Source organism: Pseudomonas profundi (genome assembly GCF_008638305.1).
Lineage (GTDB): Bacteria > Pseudomonadota > Gammaproteobacteria > Pseudomonadales > Pseudomonadaceae > Halopseudomonas > Halopseudomonas profundi.
In genome coordinates this window covers 41,202-60,681 of sequence record NZ_VTPZ01000008.1, presented here as the reverse complement: position 1 = coordinate 60,681, position 19,480 = coordinate 41,202, and the positions used below count along the sequence as shown (strand labels likewise).

The following is a 19,480-nucleotide window of genomic DNA, read 5'->3' as shown; positions in this document are numbered from 1 at the left end:
GGCAACAAAAGCCTAACGTGAAACTGATTACAAGGGAGCTTTCATGAAAACGATCGGCATGCTCGGCGGGATGAGTTGGGAATCCACCCAAAGCTACTACAGCGCCCTGAACCGGGGGATAAACCAGCAACTCGGTGGCCTGCATTCAGCCAGGATTCTCCTGCATAGCGTCGACTTCGCGGAGATTGCCGAACTGCAAGCAAGAGACCACTGGGATCAGGCCGCAGTGTTGCTCGGCGATGCCGCAGTGGCTGTGCAGTCGGCCGGTGCGGATTTTCTGCTCATCTGCGCCAACACCATGCACAAAGTGGCGCCTGCGATTCAGCAACGGATCGACATACCCATCCTGCATCTCGCGGACGCCACGGCTCGCGCCCTGAAAGCCGACGGCATAAGCCGGGCCGGCCTGCTCGGCACGCGCTACACCATGGAACACGCGTTCTACCGGGAGCGCATCGAAGCGCAAGGCATAGACGTGGTGGTACCGGAGGCACAGGATCGGGCCTTGATACATGACATCATCTACTCGGAGCTCTGCCAGGGCATCGTCAACGATCAGTCGCGAACCCGGTATCTCGCTGTGATTGATTCGCTGGCTGACCAGGGTGCCCAGGCCGTCATCCTGGGCTGCACGGAGATCGCCTTGCTGGTTCAGCAACAGCACAGCAAGGTGCCGCTTTATGACACGACCCAAATCCATGTCAACGAAGCTGTCGCCTACGCTATAGGCCAGGATGGCTAGGTACGACGATCAGGGCCGCTTGTCCTTCAAGGTTGCCAGAAAGCTGGCCATATTCTCGGCATCCTCTTCGGTCACACCCAGCCCGGGCATGGCACTGAGCGGGTCTATCTCTTGGGGTGAGCGGATCCAGTGGATCATATTTTCCCGCGTATTCGGTAGCACACCGGCAATGAACGCACGATTGGCGATACCGCCCAATGGTGGCCCGACATGCGCGGCAGCCCCGGTAATGCCCGGAATGGCATGGCAGGTTACGCAGCCATATTGTTGTACTGCCAGAGAACCTCTCTCCTCCGGCGTTTCGCCGGTTGATGCGCGTGCAGGCGAAGCCGCAGCCCCGCCGCTGGATTCCGGCGTGTCGAGCGAAGCAACAAGCTTCTGGTAATCCTCAGCGCTCAGATACGCCGATTGCTTGATGAAGGCAACGACGCTCCACATCTGGCGTTCACTCAGCCGATATTTCCACGGCGGCATGCCGGTCATCTTGATCCCGTGATTGATCACCCAGTACAGCTCGCTGACACTGCGTTCGCGTGCCATGCGGGCATTCGCTGCGGGCACCGGCGTCATACCCAACGCGAAGGCTTCAGGGGCTACGCCCGGAGCGCCATGGCACTGCACACAGTTGTCCCGATGCAGGCGCAGGCCCTCGCCTTGCCAGTCGAAGCCGTCGAGCGGCGGCGCGTTGATTTCCTCCGCACGTTGACTGATGGATGCGCGCAGCGCCTTGTCGACTACCGCATACACTGGCTGGGTGTGCTGTTTCAAGGCCGAGACGTTGTATAAGCCCAGATAGACGAACAACACGCCGCCCACGATGCCAAGCAGCATCAGCACAAACAACGTAGCCACTACGTAGACACTCGGCTTCTTGCGTCGCAAGATAATCATTTCGTTCCAATCACTTCAGTGTGTCCAGATAAGCCGAAATGGCTCTGGCCTCATCTTCGGCCAACCCAAGGTTCGGCATTGCGGTACGCGGGTCCACTCCCTGCGGATCCATCAGCCAGCGCACCATGGTCTCCGGCTGGTTAGGTACCACGCCGCCGAGATAGGCCCGCCGGCCGATCAATTCCAGGCTCGGCCCGACCAGCCCGTCCGCCCCGGTTATTCCGGGGATCCGGTGGCAGCTACCGCATCCATAATCGCGTATCAGCTGAGCGCCTTTCTGCGCCTGCACTTCGGATTTGCCTGTTCCCCAATCCAGCTCCGGGCAGCCTGCCAGCGTCGCAGCCGTCAGCAGCACGAGCACTGGTCGAATGCCTTTGGCCAGGCGACGCAGCGGCACCGCCAATGCCCTACTGCTGCGCATGATCAGCTCCTCTCGCGCTGTCGATCTGCGCCGCGCGACGGGCGCTGTTGCGCATATAGCTGGCAACTTCGAAAAGCGCCGCCGCAACGTATACCAGCCCGGATGGCATCCACATGATCAAGCCGCCCAGCTGTTGATCTTCCAGTGCACTGAGCCCCCACTCGGGGGCTGTCTGCAGATAGGGCGCGTACCAGACTTCCGGCGAGAACGTCAGCAATGCGCCGAGTACGCTGGCATGCACAGCGGTGGTGAACAAATACAGCACCCCCACCGCAGAGCCATTCTGACGCGCGCGTACCAACGCCCACCAGAACAGCAATGCCACCCAGAAAAAGCTCAGGTGCTGCAGCGCATGAATCCAGGTATTTTCCAGGCCAGCAGAAAACAGCACAGGCAGATGCCAGCCCCATAGCACCGCAAAATGCACCAACCAGGCAACCAGCGGCGTGGCAAGCCAGGACCAGAACCAGCGCAGACCGTTGCCGCGCAACATGGCGCCCGTGCCGCGCCCGACAACGCGTGGCAACCCACGCAGCATCGCCGCGCCGGGGCGGCTCAATATCAGCAGCGGCGCAGTGATCAGCATCATCACTTCATGTTGCAGCATGTGCGCGGCAAATAGCTGCTCACCCAGCGGGTCGAGTGGCGAAGCCAGAGCGATCACCAACGTCAGCCAACCCGCCCAGAAATACAGTTGACGACGCTTGAAGGCCGCCGCATCGACCTGCGCTCGGCGACCCTGTTGCTTGATGCCAATGGCGTAGGCCACAGCCATGACAAGCAGCAGAACCACCGCAACGGGATCCACATGCCACCAATGAAATTCGCTGCTCGCCGGCCCAACCAGGTGGGCATGGCTCGGTGTGGCTACCAGAGCGAGCATCACCATCAGGCATGAACGGCTCATTGGCATGGGCTCAGTACCAGGTTGGGTACGCTCTGCATGACAATCACGCCCAGCATCAAGACGCTGATGAGCGGACCGCCAGTCGCCAGAAAGCGGCTGCGACTGCTGGCTTCGTGCCCCAACTGCCGGACCGCACGCAAATTGCGCCCGGCCAGGTACAGCCCAGCCCCGGCGAGGATCAGCATGCACAGGGCGACGATATTCAAAACCAGCGAAATGCTCTGCGGTGCGTAATCCCCACCCCGGTTGCAGTACCACTCGACAATGCTATAGCTGATCGCCAGATGCAGGCCCCAGGCCGCGACGGCCAATCCCCAGCCTGCAGTCAGCGCGAGGACACCAGGTCCGCTGTTCACATCGGCACGCTTGTCAGTCACAACAGCCTCCGCTCATGATCTCCGACGGCCCATTCACAGCCATCTCGGCACCCAATAAACAACCAGATACAGCGGAATCCACACCAGACTCACGAAATTCCAGTACAGCGTGTCGACCACCACGCCAATCTTCTGTTGCGGATTGAAGTAACGCTTGATTCCCAGAATCCCGACTACCAGCGTCCCGGCGGCGGCGGATATCAAGTGCACGAAATGGAAGCCCATGATCGTCCAGACAATCGAGCCGTAGACATGTTCGTCCCAGGGCACGCCCAACTCCTGGAACTGCTGCCAACGGAGCATCAGCACCGTGCAGGCCAGCCCGACCGAGGTGAACATCGCGACAACGAACCGGTTGTATTGCTCGTTCTCGATGCATTTGCTGCCCCACTGCATGGTCATAGAGCTTCCGAGCAGCAGCACAACGGAGATTGACGGCAGCAACAAGGGCGGCGGCTCGACACCCTCCGGCGGCCAGGCGGGGGCCATCAGGCGCAGATAAAAATAGGTGGCGATAAACGCCATGATGACGGTGGCCTCAATCACCACCAACCCCAGGATTCCCCACCAGACCGGCGCCTGCGGGCCGGGATTGAAGCGTGAGAAGTCACCGACATCGATTACGAAGCGTTCGCGCACGTCAATTCTCCTGCCACGGCCGGCGTGGCCATAACCAGCCGACGATCATCCAGAAGCTGAGGAAAAAGCCGAGCCAGAACCCCCATGGGCTGAATATCGTTCCGATGAAACCGATACTCACCGCCACGGCAAGCAAAACCGGCCAAATGGTCGGCTGGGGCAATATCACCACGGCCTGCGGCTCTGCATCCACCAGCGTGGTCACCAGCACTTCGCGGCGGTCATTGCGCAGCCCACTGACAAACTGGCGCTCGTTGGCAATGGCGTCGTCCCATAGCGGCGTTCCGCTACGCACGACCGGAATGTGCCGGAAATTGTAGTTGGCCGGTGGCGAGTCGGTTGCCCATTCCAGCGAGTCGGCGTCCCACGGATTCGGGCCGGCAGGCGTCCCGCGTGAACGACTCATCCACATGTTCAGAAAGGTCAGTCCGAAACCCAGCGCAAGAACAAAGGCGCTGAGACTGATGAACAGGTTCAGGTTCCCCCACCCCATGGTTTCCAGATAGGTATACACACGCCGCGGCATACCCTCCAACCCCAGCTGATGCATGGGGAAGAAGGTGGCATTGAGACCAATGAAGATCAGCGCGAAACTCCAGCGCCCGAGCCGTTCGGACATCAGCCGGCCGGTCGCCTTGGGATACCAGTAATAGATGCCGCCAAACAACGGCAGCACTGCCCCGCCAATCAATACGTAATGGAAATGTGCGACCACGAAATAGGTGTCGTGTACCTGCATATCGAAGGGGATCGACGCCACCATCACACCCGTCAGCCCGCCGATCACGAAGACCGCGAAGAACCCCAGAACGAACAGCATGGGCGTCGCGAAACGGATGCGTGCGCCCCATAGCGACGCGATCCAGCAGAAGATCTGCACACCGCTGGGTATGGCGATCATGGCACTGGCACCGGTGAAGAAACTGAGCCCCAGATGCGGCAAGCCCGTGGTGAACATGTGGTGCACCCACAGGCCGAAGGAAACGAAGCCAATGGCAACCAGAGACAGCACCATTGCCGTATAGCCAAACAGACGCTTGTGCGTAAAGGTAGTGATGATTGCCGACAGAACCCCGAGGGCCGGCACGAAAATGATGTACACCTCGGGGTGCCCGAAAAACCAGAAAAGATGCTGCCACAGCAACGGCTCGCCTCCGCTGGCGACCACAAAGAACTGGGTCATCAGGGTACGGTCGAGCATCAGCAGGATGCTGCCGACCATCACCGTCGGCATGGCAAACACGATCATGAAGGACATCACCAGAATCGCCCAGACGAACAGCGGCATGCGATCAAGCGACATACCCGGCGCCCGTTGCTTGAAGATGGTGACAATCAACTCCACCGCTGCGGTCAGCGCCGACAGCTCGATGAAGGTGATCATCGTGGTCCAGATATCCATGCCCTTGCCCGGCGAGAACATATCGTTGGCCAGCGGCACGTAGGCAAACCAGCCGGCCGCTGGTGCCATTCCAAGGAACAACGACAGATAGAGAACGATACCGGCGATGAGATACACGTAGTAGCCGAACGCGTTCAGACGCGGGAAGCACATGTCCCGCGTTCCGATCATCAGCGGCACCAGATAAATGCCCAGCCCCTCCATGATCGGCACCGCAAAGAAGAACATCATTGTGGTGCCGTGCATGGTAAACAGCTGGTTGAACAGCTCCGGTCCCATCAGGCTGTTTTCCGGCGTAATCAGTTGCAAACGCATCAGCAGCGCCAGCACCCCGGCCAACACGAAAAAGACCAGGGAGGTCATGATGAAGCGGAAGCCGATCTTGCGGTGGTTGACGTGCGTAAACCAGCCGAAGAACCCGGCTGGGGAGGCCCAGGTCCGGTTCAGCTCGGCAGTGGCCTGTTCCGAAGGCGCTGACGATGCGGATTCGGGCATATTGGCTGTCACTTGGCTCACGTGCGGTCCTTGTTCTGTCAGCAACGGGTTAACGTCAACGGAGGCTCTGCAGATACCCGATCAAGGCGGTCAGTTCGCCTGGCTCGAGCATTGTCGGCGGCATCAAGACCCCCGGCTTGATGCCCTGCGGATCGGATATCCAACCACCAATGTGGCCTGCCGTATTGGGTCGCGTTCCTGCGGCGAGCGTCAGGCGAGAGCCGAAATGGGTCAGATCTGGCGCAGGTACCGGTTTATCCCTGGCTGCAGTCCGGGCCTTGCTCAAGCTGCGGACGTCAGCAGAAAGCGGATTCTTGCTGTCAGTCTTGACTGCGTTCGCCAGAGCCGGCGGCGTAACGCCGCGAATCACATGGCAGCTAGCGCAGCCAGCGGAAACAAAGGCTTCTCGACCACGCCGCAGCATAGGTGAATCCGCCCGACGCGCGGGCTGCGCCTGCTGCGCGAGCCAGGTTTCGAATTCTGCTGCCGATTGAGCGATCACCCTGAAGCCCATCAGCGCGTGCTGCGTGCCGCAGAACTCTGCGCATTGGCCATGAAAGGTGCCGGCTCGCCTGGCGGTAAACCAGCTGCTGTTGGTCTGGCCGGGTACCAAGTCGGTCTTGCCGTGGAGGTTGGGCACCCAAAAGCTATGGATCACATCTTCGGAGGTCAGCGACAATCGTACCGGCCTATCCACTGGCACATGGATTTCATTGGCAGTGGTGGCGATCAGTTCGCCCTGGGAATCCCGATAGCGGATCTCCCACCACCAGCGCCAACCGATGACTTCGATATGCAACGCGCCATCCGGTGGCCTGGATGAGATGTTATTGCCCAGAAACAGGCTACCTGCCACCAGTGCGATCAGCACCGCCAACGGGACGGCCACGCCAGCGGCGATTACCAGGTTGCGACTGGCAAGATGAGATAACCGATGCTCTTGTCGCCGCGCGCGCCACAAACCCAGTGCAAGAATCAACATCACCGCGACAAAGATCAGGCAGCCTCCGACCAACATCGCCATCCATAACGAAGCAATACCGGCGGCCTGATCGCTGGCGGGCACAAGCGCTGTCTGATTGGGCGGGCTGGCTATCGAGGATTCGGCTACCAATGCCGCCGCCAACACCAGTACGTTCCGGCATCGGAACGTCATAGGGCGCGTTCGGAGCTGATGGGCCAGCGATCATGACCCGTTGCGACAAGAAAACAGATGACTGCGATGTTGATGGCGGCTACCTCCATAACGACCAGGGCGCCTGTTGTTACCGTTACGCTCGCTGGAGCTGCCTGACTGCGGGGTATCGGCCACTCAACCTCAGCTGACCGGTTCTGGCTCCCTCGGTAATACCTGGTTTCTGATTATGCTGCGATCAGTCTCCCTTTGGGACAGTGATCGTCTCGATTGATTCCGATCTCCGCCGACGCCCACCCTCATCTGAGCAGACGGCACAGGGCAAGTGCGACCATTCAACAGCCTTCCTGGAACTCAGAGGATTTCCAGCCCTTCGCATTTGTAGTCTCCGATAAACGTGTCGTCTTTCAATATTGTTCCGTCCAGATTGAAGCAGAACAGATAGCTCTCGGTGCGATCGCCAATCTCGACACTTTTAAGGGCGACGCATTCGTCCGGATGCCCCGGCAGAAGCTTGAAGGACGAAACACCGCGTTCAGGCACGCGCTCACCTACCGCGATGACGCGGATATCACTGAAGTCTTCGTTTGCGATCAGCAGCTTGTTGTTGCCCCGCTCCCGCTCGTCAATGGTTTCATCGAACGGCTCTGAAGACACCTTGCGCGGAAAGAACAGCCATTCCCGGCGATAGGGATGCCACTCGGCAGCCTCATGGATGACATAGCCATGCTCGCCAACCTGCAACGCCTCACGCATCTTCTGGTAACGCTCACGCCAGTCGACGCTCTTGAGGCCGTAGCTGCGATCCAATACCTTGACCCATTCCTCGGTCGGCTTCTTGCCGTGACTGCCGACGACCAGGTCATCGTCTTGAAGTGTCGCCCATTCCGATTTGAAGCCCTTGAATTCCTCGTCCCCACTCCCGGTCATGAGGATATGCCTGGGCACAAGCTGATTCTTGTCACGCACCTCACATACCAGCCCGGTACGATCATCAAAGGTAACCAGACGTTTGCCGAACATCACCAGCTCGGAAAACTCCGCACCACGGCCAGCCTCGGCTATCAAGCTCATTAGCTGATATTCGCCGCCTTGCGCCGCCGGGACATCTTCGAATCTGAATGCCACCTTACCGGTCGCAGGATCCAGGTTCCGGTAGAGGCGGTCATAGCGCAGCGTGGACTGCCAGGCGTGCTGCCCACCTTCCAGTGCTATCCGGGAAGCATGGTCCTCGTCGACAATGATCGCCAGCGTATATTCCCGTGCTGAGCTGTCGTAGCGTTCGATACGTGCTACATCGGCGCATAAAGTTTCCATATGGACCACTCCTGATGGTGAGCCTGATCGGCTGTGGACTCGGGACAAGACATACCCCGGGGTCTAGGGAAGCTAGGACCGCCGGGCTCAGCGCAGAGTTTCATTCGGGGCGTACCGCTCACGCTCGCGCAGGGTCAGATTCTGATGAGCGTCCAGAATTTTCCGGAACTTGCAGAGCCAGCCAGTGACGTAAAAATAACGGGCAGTCCGAAACCGGAACATGAGGCTTGCTGACAGAGGACTCGCCCCGCGCTCCAACGAAACGAGGAGACACCAGATGAACAGAAAAGACCTAATCACTGCTTGCAGTGCTGCAGTTCTGTCTGCTTCAGCGTGGGCACAGGATCCGCAACAGATGCCGGACGACAGCTGGATAAGCATCAGCGGCACGGTCGAAGCCGTCAGCCCCAACGCCTTCACTCTCGATTACGGCGACGCCACGGTCATCGTGGAAATGGATGACAACGATCGGGACGCTGACGGTTACAAACTGGTCACGGGGGATCGTGTCACCGTAGACGGCATGATTGACGACGATTTTTTTGAGGCCACCAGCATCGAAGCAAGTAGCGTTTTTGTGGAAAACATCGGAACCTATTTTTTCGCCAACCCTGTCGATGACGAAACGACGCGCGTACAGCGAACCTTCGCTCCGGTTACCTACCCGATCATAGAAGGCGCCACCTCGATACAGGGGACGGTCACCGCCATAGACCGCGAAGACGAAACCTTCCAGATCAGCACCGGGACCCGGCTAATCACCGTCGCAGTGGACGAGATGACTAACAATCCGCTGGACGATGAGGGTTATCAACAACTTGAAACGGGAGACGAGGTTGTTGCCACTGGCAGCCTCGATGACAGGTTCTTCGAAGGGCGAGTATTCATAGCCGATTACGTAACCACCATGGCCAACCGGCAATAACACCGCCGGGCTTGTCCCGACAACAAACTGACTCGATGAACGGTTTTACCGCCTCGCTGTCAGTAGCAGTGAGAGCAATCCAATAACTCTCCAATCGAGGATAAATCATGAACCTAGTAACCAGAACATTCCTGTTGAGTATCACCCTGCTGTTTGCTGTTGCCGGTTGCAACACCATGGAAGGCGCGGGCCAGGACATCGAAGCGGCGGGCGAAGGCATTGAGGAAGAATCACGCGAGAATCGCAACTACTGAAATGTATTAGTAGCTGCCAAGGACCTGGCCCCGCCATAGGGGCCGAGTCTTTTGAGTCGTCCCCATGACTGCCTGAGGCTGCTGTTCGGTTGCACAGGAGCAACGTCCCGGCATTACCCATAATCACCTTGTCTGATGCGTTAACGCAACGCTCGGCACCATGCCCGCCATACCCCCGCCCGTCCCCTTCTGCTATCATCGCCCCCCTTTCATCAGCTAACCGGAAAGTACCCAAACGCCCATGTCTCAGAATGCCAGCCAACGCCAGATTCTTGTAACCAGCGCCCTGCCCTATGCCAACGGTTCGATCCATTTGGGGCATATGCTCGAGTACATTCAGACCGATATGTGGGTGCGTTTTCAGAAGCTGCGCGGTAATCAGTGCATTTACGTGTGTGCCGATGACGCCCATGGCTCGGCCATCATGTTGCGTGCCGAAAAGGAAGGCATCACGCCTGAGCAGCTGATTGATAACGTGAAAGCGGAGCATTCTGCCGATTTCGCCGATTTTCTCGTGGATTTCGACAATTATCATTCCACGCATTCGGAAGAGAATCGCGAGCTGTCTTCGCTTATATATGAAAGATTGAAAGACGCTGGCCATATCAGCACCCGCTCGGTGACCCAGTATTTTGATCCCGAGAAGAAGATGTTCCTGGCTGACCGGTTCATCAAGGGCACGTGCCCCAAATGTGCGGCTGAAGACCAGTATGGTGACAACTGCGAGAAGTGCGGCGCTACCTACGAGCCGACCGAACTGAAGGAGCCGCGCTCGGCCATCTCCGGTGCCACCCCGGTACTGCGCGACTCCAAGCATTTCTTCTTCCGCCTGCAGGACTTCTCCGACATGCTCAAGCAATGGACCCGCGGCGGGGCCTTGCAGGAGTCAGTGGCAAACAAGATTTCCGAATGGCTGGATTCAGGTCTTCACGAATGGGATATCAGCCGTGACGCGCCCTACTTCGGTTTCGAGATTCCAGGCGAGCCGGGCAAGTATTTTTACGTATGGCTGGATGCGCCGGTCGGCTACATGGCCAGTTTCAAGAATCTGTGCGCGCGCCGTCCAGAACTGAGCTTCGAAGCCTTCTGGGGCGCCGACTCCACCGCCGAGCTGTATCACTTCATCGGCAAGGACATCATCAACTTTCACACGCTGTTCTGGCCGGCGATGCTCGAGGGGGCGGGTTTCCGCAAGCCTACTGCGGTCAACGTGCACGGTTACCTGACGGTCAACGGACAGAAGATGTCCAAATCCCGGGGCACGTTCATCAAGGCGCGCACCTACCTTGAGCACCTGTCGCCTGAATACCTGCGCTACTACTACGCGTCCAAGCTGGGCCGCGGCGTGGAAGATCTGGATCTGAGCCTTGAAGATTTCGTCCAGAAGGTCAATTCCGATCTAGTCGGTAAGGTAGTCAACATCGCCAGCCGCTGTGCGGGCTTCATCCATAAGGGCAACGGAGGCGTGATGGTCGCGGCGAACCCCGCTCCTGAGCTGACCGAGGCCTTTGCCAAGGCCGCGCCCGGCATTGCAGATGCCTATGAGAAACGTGACTTTGCCCGGGCCATGCGCGACATCATGGGGTTGGCGGACAGGGCCAATGCCTACATTGCCGATAAAGCGCCCTGGGCATTGAACAAGCAGGAAGGCAAGCAGGATGAAGTGCAGGCGATCTGCTCGCTGGGCATCAACCTGTTCCGTCAGCTGGTGATTTTTCTCAAGCCGGTCCTGCCGCACCTTGCGACCGATGCCGAGGCCTTCCTCAACGTGCCCGAGCTGACCTGGAAGAGCCACGAAACACTGCTCGCCGATCACCAGTTGAATCCGTTCAAGCCGTTGCTTACGCGCATCGAGCCGGCCAGAATCGAAGCCATGGTCGAAGCATCCAAAGAAGACCTGGAAGCGGCCACTACCGAACAGGCTGCCGCAGCTACAGTAGCCACCGGCAATGGCGAATTGACCAAGGAGCCGATTGGCGACGAGATCGATTTCAATACGTTCGCCGCCGTTGATCTGCGCATTGCACTGATCGAGAAATGCGAATTTGTTGAAGGCGCGGACAAACTGCTGCGCCTGACGCTCGATATCGGCGATGCCAAGCGCAACGTATTCTCAGGTATCAAGAGCGCCTATCCCGACCCGAGCAAACTCGAAGGTCGCCTGACGCTTTACGTAGCCAACCTGGCGCCGCGGAAGATGAAGTTCGGTGTATCTGAAGGAATGGTACTGGCGGCGGGGCCCGGCGGCGAAGAAATCTACCTGCTCAGTCCCGATACGGGCGCCAAGCCGGGACAGCGGGTCAAATAAGGGCTGGAAGCTGGAACGGAGAGATCGGCGTTGTTGGCTGGTTTTTTGCGCTCGTTCGGGCGACGAAGGACAGTGGACATAGAACAATACGGGATGCCTGCTGAGAGGGACCTGATTCACAGCGTGTCCTGGACAGGCCGGCAGTAACGCGGCCAGGGCACGATAGGCGACCTGACCCATGTTTCCCAGCGACTTCAAACACGGTTAGATGACATGACGGAATTTGCTCTGATCCTGGTCAGTACCATACTGGTCAACAACTTCGTACTGGTGCAGTTTCTCGGGCTCTGTCCATTCATGGGCGTGTCCGGCAAGCTGGAAACGGCCATCGGCATGTCAATGGCAACTACCTTCGTGCTGACGCTGGCGTCGATTCTCAGTTACCTCACGTTCCAGTACATTCTGGTGCCCTTCGAGCTGGAGTTCCTGCGCACCATCTCTTTCATTCTGGTGATTGCCGTCGTCGTGCAGTTCACCGAGATGGTGGTGCACAAGACCAGCCCGCTGCTGTATCGCGTGCTGGGCATCTTCCTGCCGCTGATCACCACCAACTGCGCCGTGCTCGGCGTAGCGCTGCTGAACACCAACCGCGCCGAACAGACCTTCATGAAGTCAGCTTTCTACGGCCTCGGCGCAGCGGTCGGCTTTTCCATGATCCTGATCCTGTTTGCTGGCCTGCGTGAGCGCATCGCCATCGCCGACGTGCCGACACCTTTCCGCGGTGCGGCCATCGGCATGATCACCGCAGGCCTGATGTCCTTGGCGTTCATGGGTTTCACCGGACTCATAAGGTTATAAGCATGGGCATTGTCGTTACAGCCATCCTTGTACTGCTTGGCCTGGCGCTGATATTCGGCGCAATCCTCGGTTACGCCGCGATTCGCTTCAAGGTTGAAGGGGATCCCATCGTCGACCAGATCAACGCCGTGCTGCCGCAAACACAATGCGGCCAGTGTGGTCATCCCGGCTGCAAGCCCTACGCTGAAGGCATCGCCAACGGTGGCGAGCCGATCAACAAATGCCCGCCCGGCGGTGAAGCCACCATCCAGGCGCTGGCTGATCTGCTGGACGTTGAACCACTGCCGCTGGATGCCGAGCACGGCGAAGAGAAGCCGCGCATGGTTGCCTATATTCGCGAAGCCGAATGCATCGGCTGCACCAAATGCATTCAGGCGTGCCCGGTCGACGCGATACTCGGCGCCGCCAAACAGATGCATACCGTCATCGTTGATGAATGCACCGGTTGCGACCTGTGTGTCGAACCCTGCCCGGTGGACTGCATCGACATGTTGCCGCTGCCGACTACACCGCAAAACTGGAAGTGGGATTATCCGTTGCCTGGCAAAACCCTGATCGCTACCGACGCCCAGCGAGGCGCCGCATGACCCAAGCTACGCCGATCAAGATCTGGGATATTCCCGGTGGCATCCATCCGCCGGAAAACAAGCACCAGTCCACTGCCAACGGGCTTGAAGTTGCGCCATTGCCGGCACGCCTGATCCTCCCGCTACAGCAGCATATCGGCGCGCGTGCCGAACCCGTCGTCAGCGTTGGTGACAGGGTGCTTAAAGGCCAGCTCCTGGCCGAAGCCAACGGGCTGGTCAGCTGCCCGCTGCATGCTCCGACCTCCGGCACTGTCAGTGCCATCGGGCCCGCGCCCTACCCCCACGCCTCCGGGCTGGAGGAATGGGCGATTACGCTCGAGAGCGATGGCCAGGATGAATGGACTGACCTCGAGCCGATCAGTGATTTTCGGGCACTGGAATCCGCGCCCCTGCTGGAGATGATCCGTCTGGCCGGCATCAGTGGTCTGGGCGGTGCGGGCTTTCCGACTGCAGTCAAGATCAATGCGCGACCGGAGCAGAAGATTCACTCGCTCATCATCAACGGCACCGAATGCGAGCCCTACATCACTGCCGACGATACGGCGATGCGCTACAAGGCGACGGAGATCGTGGCCGGTATCGAAATCCTCAGGCACATCCTGCACCCCGAGGAAGTACTGGTCGGCATCGAAGACAACAAGTCTGAAGCCATCGCCGCGATGCGTGAAGCGGTAGGCGAGCGTGACATACGCATCGTCCCCTTTCCGACCAAATATCCCTCCGGTGGCGAGAAACAGCTGATCCAGATCCTGACCGGCAAGGAAGTACCCAGCGGCGGGCTGCCTGCCGACATCGGCATGGTCTGTCAGAACATCGGCACGCTATTGGCTATTCACGATGCGATCATCCTCGGCCAGCCATTGATCAAGCGTATAACCACGCTGACCGGTGAAGCCCTGACGCATCCCACCAATGTCGAGGCGCTGATCGGAACGCCGATCCGCGATCTGCTCGAATTTGCCGGCCTGCAACCGGACCGGTTGTATCGACTGGTCATGGGCGGCCCGATGATGGGCTTTACCCTGCAGAGCATGGACGCCCCTGTCATCAAGACCAGCAATTGCCTGCTCGCCGGCACGCTCGAAGAATTACCGCCGCCGCCCGTCGCGCAGCCCTGCATACGCTGCGGTCTGTGCTCCGAAGCCTGCCCGGCAATGCTGCTGCCGCAACAGCTGCACTGGTTTGCGCTGGGCAAGGAATACGACCAGCTCAAACGCCTGAACCTGTTTGATTGTATTGAATGCGGCTGCTGTTCCTATGTGTGCCCCAGCAGCATTCCGCTGGTTCAGTACTACCGTGCGAGCAAGTCTGAAATCCGCGCCCTGGAACTGCAGCAGCACAAGGCCGAGCATTCCAAACAGCGTTTCGAGCAGCGCCAGCAGCGCTTGCAACGCGAAGCCGAGCAGAAGGAAGCCGACCGCAAGGCCCGCGCCGACAAGGCCGCACGCATGAAAGCGGCCAAGGAAGCCGGAACAGCCTCGCCTGACACCCCTGCTCCAGCCGAACCGGACGTTGCCCGCGTAACAGCGCAAAAGCCAGCAGGCCTGAACGCCGAGCAGAAACAACTGAAGATTGCCGCTGCCACGGCGCAGATGGCTTTGAAGAAAGCCCAGAAGCAGGTCGCAGCCAATCCGGACAACGCGGAGCTCAAGGCACAGGTGCCGGTGCTGGAGCAGGCCTGGCGCGAGGCGCAGCAGCGCTTCGATGCCAGCCTTGGTGAAGCCTCGGTAAAAGCCACTCCGGCACCTTCGGCCGGAGCGGATGACGAAACCAAACGGCTGAAGATTGAAGCCGCCATGCTACGGGCCAGTCTGAAAAAGGCTGAGCGCGCTGCCGGCGATACGCCAACCGAAGAGCAGGAAAAGGAAATCTACGCCCTGCGCGAGCAGGTCGCGGTAGCCGAAGCGCGTCTGCCCAAGGAAACCGCAGCGAAAAAACCGGTGGACGAAAACCTGAAAAAGGCCAAGCTCGACGCAGCAATGGCCAAGGCCGCGCTGAAGAAAGCCGAGCGCGCACAGGCTGACAATATGGATGACCCCGCGTTACAGGAAGAAGTGGAACGCTGCCGGGACATATTGACCGAGGCTCTGCACACACTTGAGCAGGCGGAGGCCAATACCAGCCAGCCTGTACCGGAGCGTGAGCGTGTCGACAAGAAACCCATCGATGAAGCAACGCGTCAGCGCAAAACCGAGCTGGCCATGGCCAAAGCAGCTTATAAAAAAGCCGAGCAATCTTTCAAGCAGGCGCAGGAAGCCAACGCCGATACCGGTGCAGCGCAGGCTGAGCTGGATCGCACCAAAGAAGCGTTGAACACGGCCGCCAAGGCCCTGGCCGAACATATGGCCAGCAAGGAGACTGACTGATGGCGCTGGTTCGCATGACTTCGCCCCACGCACGGGGCAACAACCGCACCCAGACCATCATGCTCTGGGTGGTTGCGGCGACCTTGCCCGGCGTGCTGGCCATGACCTGGTTCTTTGGCTTCGGCACGCTGATCAATATCATTCTGGCCAGTGTTGTTACCCTCGGCGTTGAGGCGTTGATTCTCAGATTACGCAAACGGCCGGTGTCGTTCTTCGTCACGGACGGCAGCGCACTGGTAACGGCCTGGCTACTGGCGCTGGCGTTACCACCCTTGTCGCCCTGGTGGCTGGTCGTAATCGCCGCCAGCTTCGCCATCGTGTTCGGTAAACAGCTGTACGGTGGACTTGGGCAGAATCCCTTCAACCCGGCCATGCTTGGTTACGCGGTGGTGCTTATATCCTTTCCGGTGGAGATGACCTCCTGGGCAGCCTGGCGCGGCATCGAACAAAGCATACCGGACGTCTCCGCCACGCTCGGCCTGCTTGACGCGCTACGCCAGGTATTCGGCTTCTCCGCCCAGGCAATCGATGGTTGGGCGCATGCCACCCCGCTGGATATCCTCAAGACCAACAGCGGGCTGACCATCAACGAACTCGCTACCAGCCAACCCGTGTTCGGAACGCTGGGCGGGAATATCTGGGAGTGGATCAACCTGGCCTATCTGGCCGGCGGGCTGTTGTTGATCTACAAGCGCATTGTGTCCTGGCATGCACCGTTGGGCATGCTGGCTGCGCTGGCGATCATGAGTTTGCTGTTCTGGGGCGGTAGCGGCTCCGATTCGAACGGATCGCCCATGTTTCACCTGTTCAGTGGCGCGACCATGCTCGGTGCATTCTTCATCGTTACCGATCCGGTGTCCTGCGCCACCAGCAAACTGGGCCGGATAGTCTTCGGCGCCGGTGTCGGCGTGCTGGTCTATGTGATTCGCGCCTGGGGCGGCTATCCCGATGCGGTGGCCTTCGCCGTTCTGCTGATGAACCTCACCGCCCCGACCATCGATTACTACACCACTCCGCGCACCTATGGCCATCGCAAGGCCGAGCGCGGCATGGGCAAGGTTGACTGATATGGAAAATCCAGCCACAGCCGGCCACTCGGTGGCGCGCAACAGCATCATCCTGGGTATCTTTGCCATGGTCACTGTCGGGCTGATTGCAGTGACCCAGCAGAGTACCGCCGACCGTATCGCGGAAGAAATACGCCGCGCGCAGATGAGCGCGCTGACTGAAATCCTGCCCGACGAGCAGCATGACAATGACATGCTCAACGACACTTTCGTGGTGGATGATCGGGAGTTTCTGAATCTGCGCGGCCCTGCTGAAGCCTATCGCGGCAGGCAGGACGGGGAAGTCGTCGCGGTCATCCTGCCGGTGGTTGCGCCGGATGGATACAGCGGACGTATCGATTTGCTGGTCGGCATTCGCGCTAACAGCGAGCTGGCCGGAGTGCGTGTTCTCAATCACCGGGAAACCCCTGGCCTGGGGGACAAGGTCGAGCTTGCAAAGAGCGAGTGGATCCTGAGCTTTGACGGCAAGAGCCTGAGCATGCCTGCCCCGGAGAACTGGGGTGTGCGCAAGGACGGCGGCGCCTTTGACCAGTTCACCGGCGCAACCATCACACCGCGCGCCGTGGTGCAGGCCGTTTATCGCGCGTTGCAATATTTCGATGAAAACCGCGACAGCCTGCTTGAGCTGTCCAACCAGGAGCCTGCCAATGGCTAGCACCAAGTTTTCCGATATCACCGCTGACGGCTTGTGGCACAACAATCCCGGGCTGGTTCAATTGCTGGGCCTGTGCCCGCTGCTCGGCGTGAGTAGCACCGCCGTCAATGCGCTGGGACTGGGCATCGCTACCATACTGGTACTGACCGGTTCAAACCTCGCCGTATCGATCATCCGCAGCGCCGTCACTGATGCGGTGCGACTGCCCGCCTTCGTCATGATCATTGCCGCACTGACCACCTGCGTCGAATTGCTGATGCAGGCCTTCACTTACGAGCTGTACCAGATCCTTGGCATCTTCATTCCGCTTATTGTGACCAACTGCGCCATCCTTGGCCGGGCTGACGCCTACGCGGCCAAGCACCCGGTGCTGCCCTCGTTGCTCGACGGCTTCATGATGGGCCTCGGCTTTGCCCTGGTGCTGTTGGTACTGGGATCACTGCGCGAGCTGATCGGCTACGGCACGCTGTTCAGCGGCATGGACCTGCTATTGGGGCCGTTCGCAGCTGACTGGCGCATCGTCGTGTTCCCCAACTACAAGGAAGTGCTGTTCGTTATCCTGCCGCCAGGTGCCTTCGTCTTCATGGGTTTGCTGATCGCGTTGAAAAACACTATCGATGCCAAGGTCGCGGAGCGCGCCGCAGCACAGGCAGCGCAGCCGGCAGCCGGTGGCAAACGCGTGCGAGTGACCGGAACGATTGGATGAACAAAGCCAAACGCTACGAAATATTCCGGCGCCTGCGCGAAGACAACCCGAACCCCACCACCGAGCTGGAGTTCACCACACCCTTTGAACTGCTGGTGGCGGTAACCCTATCAGCGCAGGCAACCGATGTCGGCGTCAACAAGGCGACCGCCAGGCTGTTCCCGGTCGCCAACACGCCTGAGGCCATCCATGCCCTGGGCGTGGAGGGCCTTTCCGAGTACATCAAGACCATCGGCCTGTACAACACCAAGGCGCGCAATGTCATCGCCGCCTGCAAGATGTTGATTGATCTTCATGGTGGCCAGGTCCCAGAGGATCGCGCTGCGCTGGAAGCCCTGCCCGGTGTCGGACGCAAGACCGCCAACGTGGTTTTGAACACGGCCTTTGGGCATCCGGAAATGGCGGTGGACACGCATATCTTTCGGGTCAGTAACCGAACGCGCATCGCCCCGGGGAAGAACGTGGTCGAGGTAGAGAAGCAGCTGCTCAAACACGTGCCCAGGGAATTTCTGGTCGATGCGCACCATTGGCTTATTCTCCACGGTCGCTACGTATGCAAGGCGCGCAAGCCACTGTGCGGTAGCTGCCGCATCGAAGATCTCTGCGAATACAAGGCAAAGACCGAGGACTAGCCGGCCTTTTGGTCCTTTTCTTCCGGTTTGATTGAAAAATTCTATTTCCGCTGATCGCAGCCAGCCGCTATAAGGTGCGCAAATGGCATCTTCATAGTGGAGTTGAGTCATGGCCAAAGCGAAAGTTGAACTGGAACTGGATGATGATGATTTTGTCGAGGAGGATGACGCGCCAGAGACTGACTCAGCGCCTAACTCCAAGGCAAGTCTGACCAAACGGCGTCTGATCGATAATTATCTTGAGGAACGCCGACTGCAGAAACAGTTGACCGATTACGACTTCGAATAACGTACAGGCGGAAGGGCTCACCCCCTTCCGCTTTTGTTTCCAGGCGCACCCTACCCGCCCCGGCCTCGCGCTGCGCTGCCGCACACGGCCTCTATGCTCGCGGTGCTGACCCGCATTCCGGCGATTAGTGAAGCCAATCGCACCCATTGTTGTTTTCTTTTTGCTTGCCCGGCTGCCAACCCCTAGCATCACCTCATCAAGAATGATTCTTATTCATTACGAGGTGTTCCATGGTCAAGACAATTACTTTTGCGCTAATGCATTTCTCCATCGCGTTCTGCGTGGTCTACGCCATGACCGGTAGCTGGTTGCTGGGGGGTGCGGTTGCGCTTGTTGAACCAGCTGTGAATACTGTTGCCTATTACTTCCATGAACGGCTCTGGCAGCGGATTGAATATCGCAAGCTGTTGCGCAGGGAGAGGACCTCTCAGCCGATGATGCATGCCTGATCAACATACCGGTTGGCCCAGGGTCTGCTGACGTTTCGCAACTGCAGGACGAAACGACGACGGCCTGACCGAAAGAGGACGCATTCGAGGCTCTCGTTCGGGTTATAGTCGGCGCATT

General features: G+C 59.1%; 21 protein-coding genes. 13 read left to right on the top strand and 8 right to left on the bottom strand.

The window, feature by feature from the left end; all coding sequences use genetic code 11:
• Nucleotides 1-43 precede the first annotated feature (43 nt).
• Nucleotides 44-742 (top strand): aspartate/glutamate racemase family protein, encoded by a 699-nt coding sequence (locus FZE95_RS12030; protein WP_150301113.1) that lies wholly within the window; start codon nt 44-46, stop codon nt 740-742.
• Between the two features lie 9 nt (nt 743-751).
• On the opposite strand, the gene FZE95_RS12025 is transcribed toward FZE95_RS12030, so the two are convergent.
• From FZE95_RS12025 to FZE95_RS11990, 8 genes are all read right to left on the bottom strand, one after another.
• The gene (locus FZE95_RS12025; protein ID WP_150301112.1) at nt 752-1,633 is read right to left on the bottom strand and encodes a c-type cytochrome; all 882 of its coding nucleotides are present in this window, start codon (nt 1,631-1,633) and stop codon (nt 752-754) included.
• 10 nt (nt 1,634-1,643) lie between these two features.
• A complete protein-coding gene (locus FZE95_RS12020) occupies nt 1,644-2,054 on the bottom strand; it encodes a c-type cytochrome (RefSeq protein WP_150301111.1) in 411 nt (136 codons plus the stop codon).
• The gene (locus FZE95_RS12015; RefSeq protein WP_190324558.1) at nt 2,041-2,961 is read right to left on the bottom strand and encodes a cytochrome c oxidase assembly protein; all 921 of its coding nucleotides are present in this window, start codon (nt 2,959-2,961) and stop codon (nt 2,041-2,043) included. Before FZE95_RS12015 ends, FZE95_RS12020 begins: the two co-directional genes overlap by 14 nt.
• Complete coding sequence (locus tag FZE95_RS12010; protein ID WP_150301109.1) at nt 2,958-3,338, bottom strand: hypothetical protein; 381 nt, start codon at nt 3,336-3,338, stop codon at nt 2,958-2,960. The genes FZE95_RS12015 and FZE95_RS12010 overlap by 4 nt, the downstream gene beginning before the upstream one ends.
• Before the next feature lie 33 nt (nt 3,339-3,371).
• Complete coding sequence (locus FZE95_RS12005) at nt 3,372-3,977, bottom strand: cytochrome c oxidase subunit 3 (RefSeq protein ID WP_223825048.1); 606 nt, start codon at nt 3,975-3,977, stop codon at nt 3,372-3,374.
• 1 nt (nt 3,978) lies between these two features.
• The gene (gene ctaD, locus FZE95_RS12000; RefSeq protein ID WP_223825047.1) at nt 3,979-5,895 is read right to left on the bottom strand and encodes a cytochrome c oxidase subunit I; all 1,917 of its coding nucleotides are present in this window, start codon (nt 5,893-5,895) and stop codon (nt 3,979-3,981) included.
• Between the two features lie 34 nt (nt 5,896-5,929).
• The gene (coxB, locus tag FZE95_RS11995; protein ID WP_150301107.1) at nt 5,930-7,030 is read right to left on the bottom strand and encodes a cytochrome c oxidase subunit II; all 1,101 of its coding nucleotides are present in this window, start codon (nt 7,028-7,030) and stop codon (nt 5,930-5,932) included.
• Nucleotides 7,031-7,363: 333 nt separating this feature from the next.
• Nucleotides 7,364-8,326 (bottom strand): hypothetical protein, encoded by a 963-nt coding sequence (locus FZE95_RS11990; protein ID WP_150301106.1) that lies wholly within the window; start codon nt 8,324-8,326, stop codon nt 7,364-7,366.
• 277 nt (nt 8,327-8,603) lie between these two features.
• Between FZE95_RS11990 and FZE95_RS11985 the strand changes: the two genes are divergently transcribed.
• The 12 genes from FZE95_RS11985 (at nt 8,604) to FZE95_RS11930 (ending at nt 19,362) form a co-directional block, all read left to right on the top strand.
• Nucleotides 8,604-9,251 (top strand): DUF5666 domain-containing protein, encoded by a 648-nt coding sequence (locus FZE95_RS11985; RefSeq protein WP_150301105.1) that lies wholly within the window; start codon nt 8,604-8,606, stop codon nt 9,249-9,251.
• A gap of 107 nt (nt 9,252-9,358) precedes the next feature.
• Entirely contained in the window at nt 9,359-9,505 is a 147-nt protein-coding gene (locus FZE95_RS11980) for an entericidin A/B family lipoprotein (protein ID WP_150301104.1), read from the top strand.
• A 241-nt stretch (nt 9,506-9,746) separates the two neighbouring features.
• Complete coding sequence (metG, locus tag FZE95_RS11975; RefSeq protein ID WP_150301103.1) at nt 9,747-11,813, top strand: methionine--tRNA ligase; 2,067 nt, start codon at nt 9,747-9,749, stop codon at nt 11,811-11,813.
• Between the two features lie 213 nt (nt 11,814-12,026).
• Nucleotides 12,027-12,611: an electron transport complex subunit RsxA gene (gene rsxA / locus FZE95_RS11970; RefSeq protein WP_150301102.1), complete on the top strand. Its 585-nt coding sequence runs from the start codon at nt 12,027-12,029 to the stop codon at nt 12,609-12,611.
• A gap of 2 nt (nt 12,612-12,613) precedes the next feature.
• Nucleotides 12,614-13,198, top strand: coding sequence for an electron transport complex subunit RsxB (gene rsxB / locus FZE95_RS11965; RefSeq protein ID WP_150301101.1), 585 nt, complete (start codon nt 12,614-12,616; stop codon nt 13,196-13,198).
• Complete coding sequence (gene rsxC / locus FZE95_RS11960) at nt 13,195-15,564, top strand: electron transport complex subunit RsxC (protein WP_150301100.1); 2,370 nt, start codon at nt 13,195-13,197, stop codon at nt 15,562-15,564. The genes rsxB and rsxC overlap by 4 nt, the downstream gene beginning before the upstream one ends.
• Nucleotides 15,564-16,631, top strand: a complete 1,068-nt coding sequence (rsxD, locus tag FZE95_RS11955) for an electron transport complex subunit RsxD (RefSeq protein ID WP_150301099.1) — start codon at nt 15,564-15,566, stop codon at nt 16,629-16,631. Before rsxC ends, rsxD begins: the two co-directional genes overlap by 1 nt.
• A 1-nt stretch (nt 16,632) precedes the next feature.
• Nucleotides 16,633-17,286, top strand: a complete 654-nt coding sequence (rsxG, locus tag FZE95_RS11950) for an electron transport complex subunit RsxG (RefSeq protein ID WP_150301098.1) — start codon at nt 16,633-16,635, stop codon at nt 17,284-17,286.
• Nucleotides 17,279-17,992, top strand: a complete 714-nt coding sequence (locus FZE95_RS11945; protein ID WP_150301097.1) for an electron transport complex subunit E — start codon at nt 17,279-17,281, stop codon at nt 17,990-17,992. Before rsxG ends, FZE95_RS11945 begins: the two co-directional genes overlap by 8 nt.
• Entirely contained in the window at nt 17,989-18,624 is a 636-nt protein-coding gene (gene nth / locus FZE95_RS11940; RefSeq protein ID WP_150301096.1) for an endonuclease III, read from the top strand. The genes FZE95_RS11945 and nth overlap by 4 nt, the downstream gene beginning before the upstream one ends.
• A gap of 109 nt (nt 18,625-18,733) precedes the next feature.
• Entirely contained in the window at nt 18,734-18,913 is a 180-nt protein-coding gene (locus tag FZE95_RS11935) for a PA3496 family putative envelope integrity protein (protein ID WP_150301095.1), read from the top strand.
• Nucleotides 18,914-19,143: 230 nt separating this feature from the next.
• Nucleotides 19,144-19,362: a DUF2061 domain-containing protein gene (locus tag FZE95_RS11930; protein ID WP_150301094.1), complete on the top strand. Its 219-nt coding sequence runs from the start codon at nt 19,144-19,146 to the stop codon at nt 19,360-19,362.
• The last annotated feature ends 118 nt before the right edge of the window (nt 19,363-19,480 follow it).

Excerpts from the sequence above, each read along its gene's own strand:
- FZE95_RS11930 (WP_150301094.1), top strand. The coding sequence starts at position 19,144 with ATGGTCAAGACAATTACTTTTGCGCTAATGCATTTCTCCATCGCGTTC.
- FZE95_RS12030 (WP_150301113.1), top strand. The coding sequence starts at position 44 with ATGAAAACGATCGGCATGCTCGGCGGGATGAGTTGGGAATCCACCCAA.
- rsxC (WP_150301100.1), top strand. The coding sequence starts at position 13,195 with ATGACCCAAGCTACGCCGATCAAGATCTGGGATATTCCCGGTGGCATC.
- rsxG (WP_150301098.1), top strand. The coding sequence starts at position 16,633 with ATGGAAAATCCAGCCACAGCCGGCCACTCGGTGGCGCGCAACAGCATC.
- FZE95_RS12025 (WP_150301112.1), bottom strand. The coding sequence starts at position 1,633 with ATGATTATCTTGCGACGCAAGAAGCCGAGTGTCTACGTAGTGGCTACG.
- rsxA (WP_150301102.1), top strand. The coding sequence starts at position 12,027 with ATGACGGAATTTGCTCTGATCCTGGTCAGTACCATACTGGTCAACAAC.
- metG (WP_150301103.1), top strand. The coding sequence starts at position 9,747 with ATGTCTCAGAATGCCAGCCAACGCCAGATTCTTGTAACCAGCGCCCTG.
- coxB (WP_150301107.1), bottom strand. The coding sequence starts at position 7,030 with ATGACGTTCCGATGCCGGAACGTACTGGTGTTGGCGGCGGCATTGGTA.
- FZE95_RS12015 (WP_190324558.1), bottom strand. The coding sequence starts at position 2,961 with ATGAGCCGTTCATGCCTGATGGTGATGCTCGCTCTGGTAGCCACACCG.
- FZE95_RS11945 (WP_150301097.1), top strand. The coding sequence starts at position 17,279 with ATGGCTAGCACCAAGTTTTCCGATATCACCGCTGACGGCTTGTGGCAC.
- FZE95_RS11985 (WP_150301105.1), top strand. The coding sequence starts at position 8,604 with ATGAACAGAAAAGACCTAATCACTGCTTGCAGTGCTGCAGTTCTGTCT.
- rsxD (WP_150301099.1), top strand. The coding sequence starts at position 15,564 with ATGGCGCTGGTTCGCATGACTTCGCCCCACGCACGGGGCAACAACCGC.
- rsxB (WP_150301101.1), top strand. The coding sequence starts at position 12,614 with ATGGGCATTGTCGTTACAGCCATCCTTGTACTGCTTGGCCTGGCGCTG.
- FZE95_RS12020 (WP_150301111.1), bottom strand. The coding sequence starts at position 2,054 with ATGCGCAGCAGTAGGGCATTGGCGGTGCCGCTGCGTCGCCTGGCCAAA.
- FZE95_RS11990 (WP_150301106.1), bottom strand. The coding sequence starts at position 8,326 with ATGGAAACTTTATGCGCCGATGTAGCACGTATCGAACGCTACGACAGC.
- nth (WP_150301096.1), top strand. The coding sequence starts at position 17,989 with ATGAACAAAGCCAAACGCTACGAAATATTCCGGCGCCTGCGCGAAGAC.
- FZE95_RS11980 (WP_150301104.1), top strand. The coding sequence starts at position 9,359 with ATGAACCTAGTAACCAGAACATTCCTGTTGAGTATCACCCTGCTGTTT.
- FZE95_RS11935 (WP_150301095.1), top strand. The coding sequence starts at position 18,734 with ATGGCCAAAGCGAAAGTTGAACTGGAACTGGATGATGATGATTTTGTC.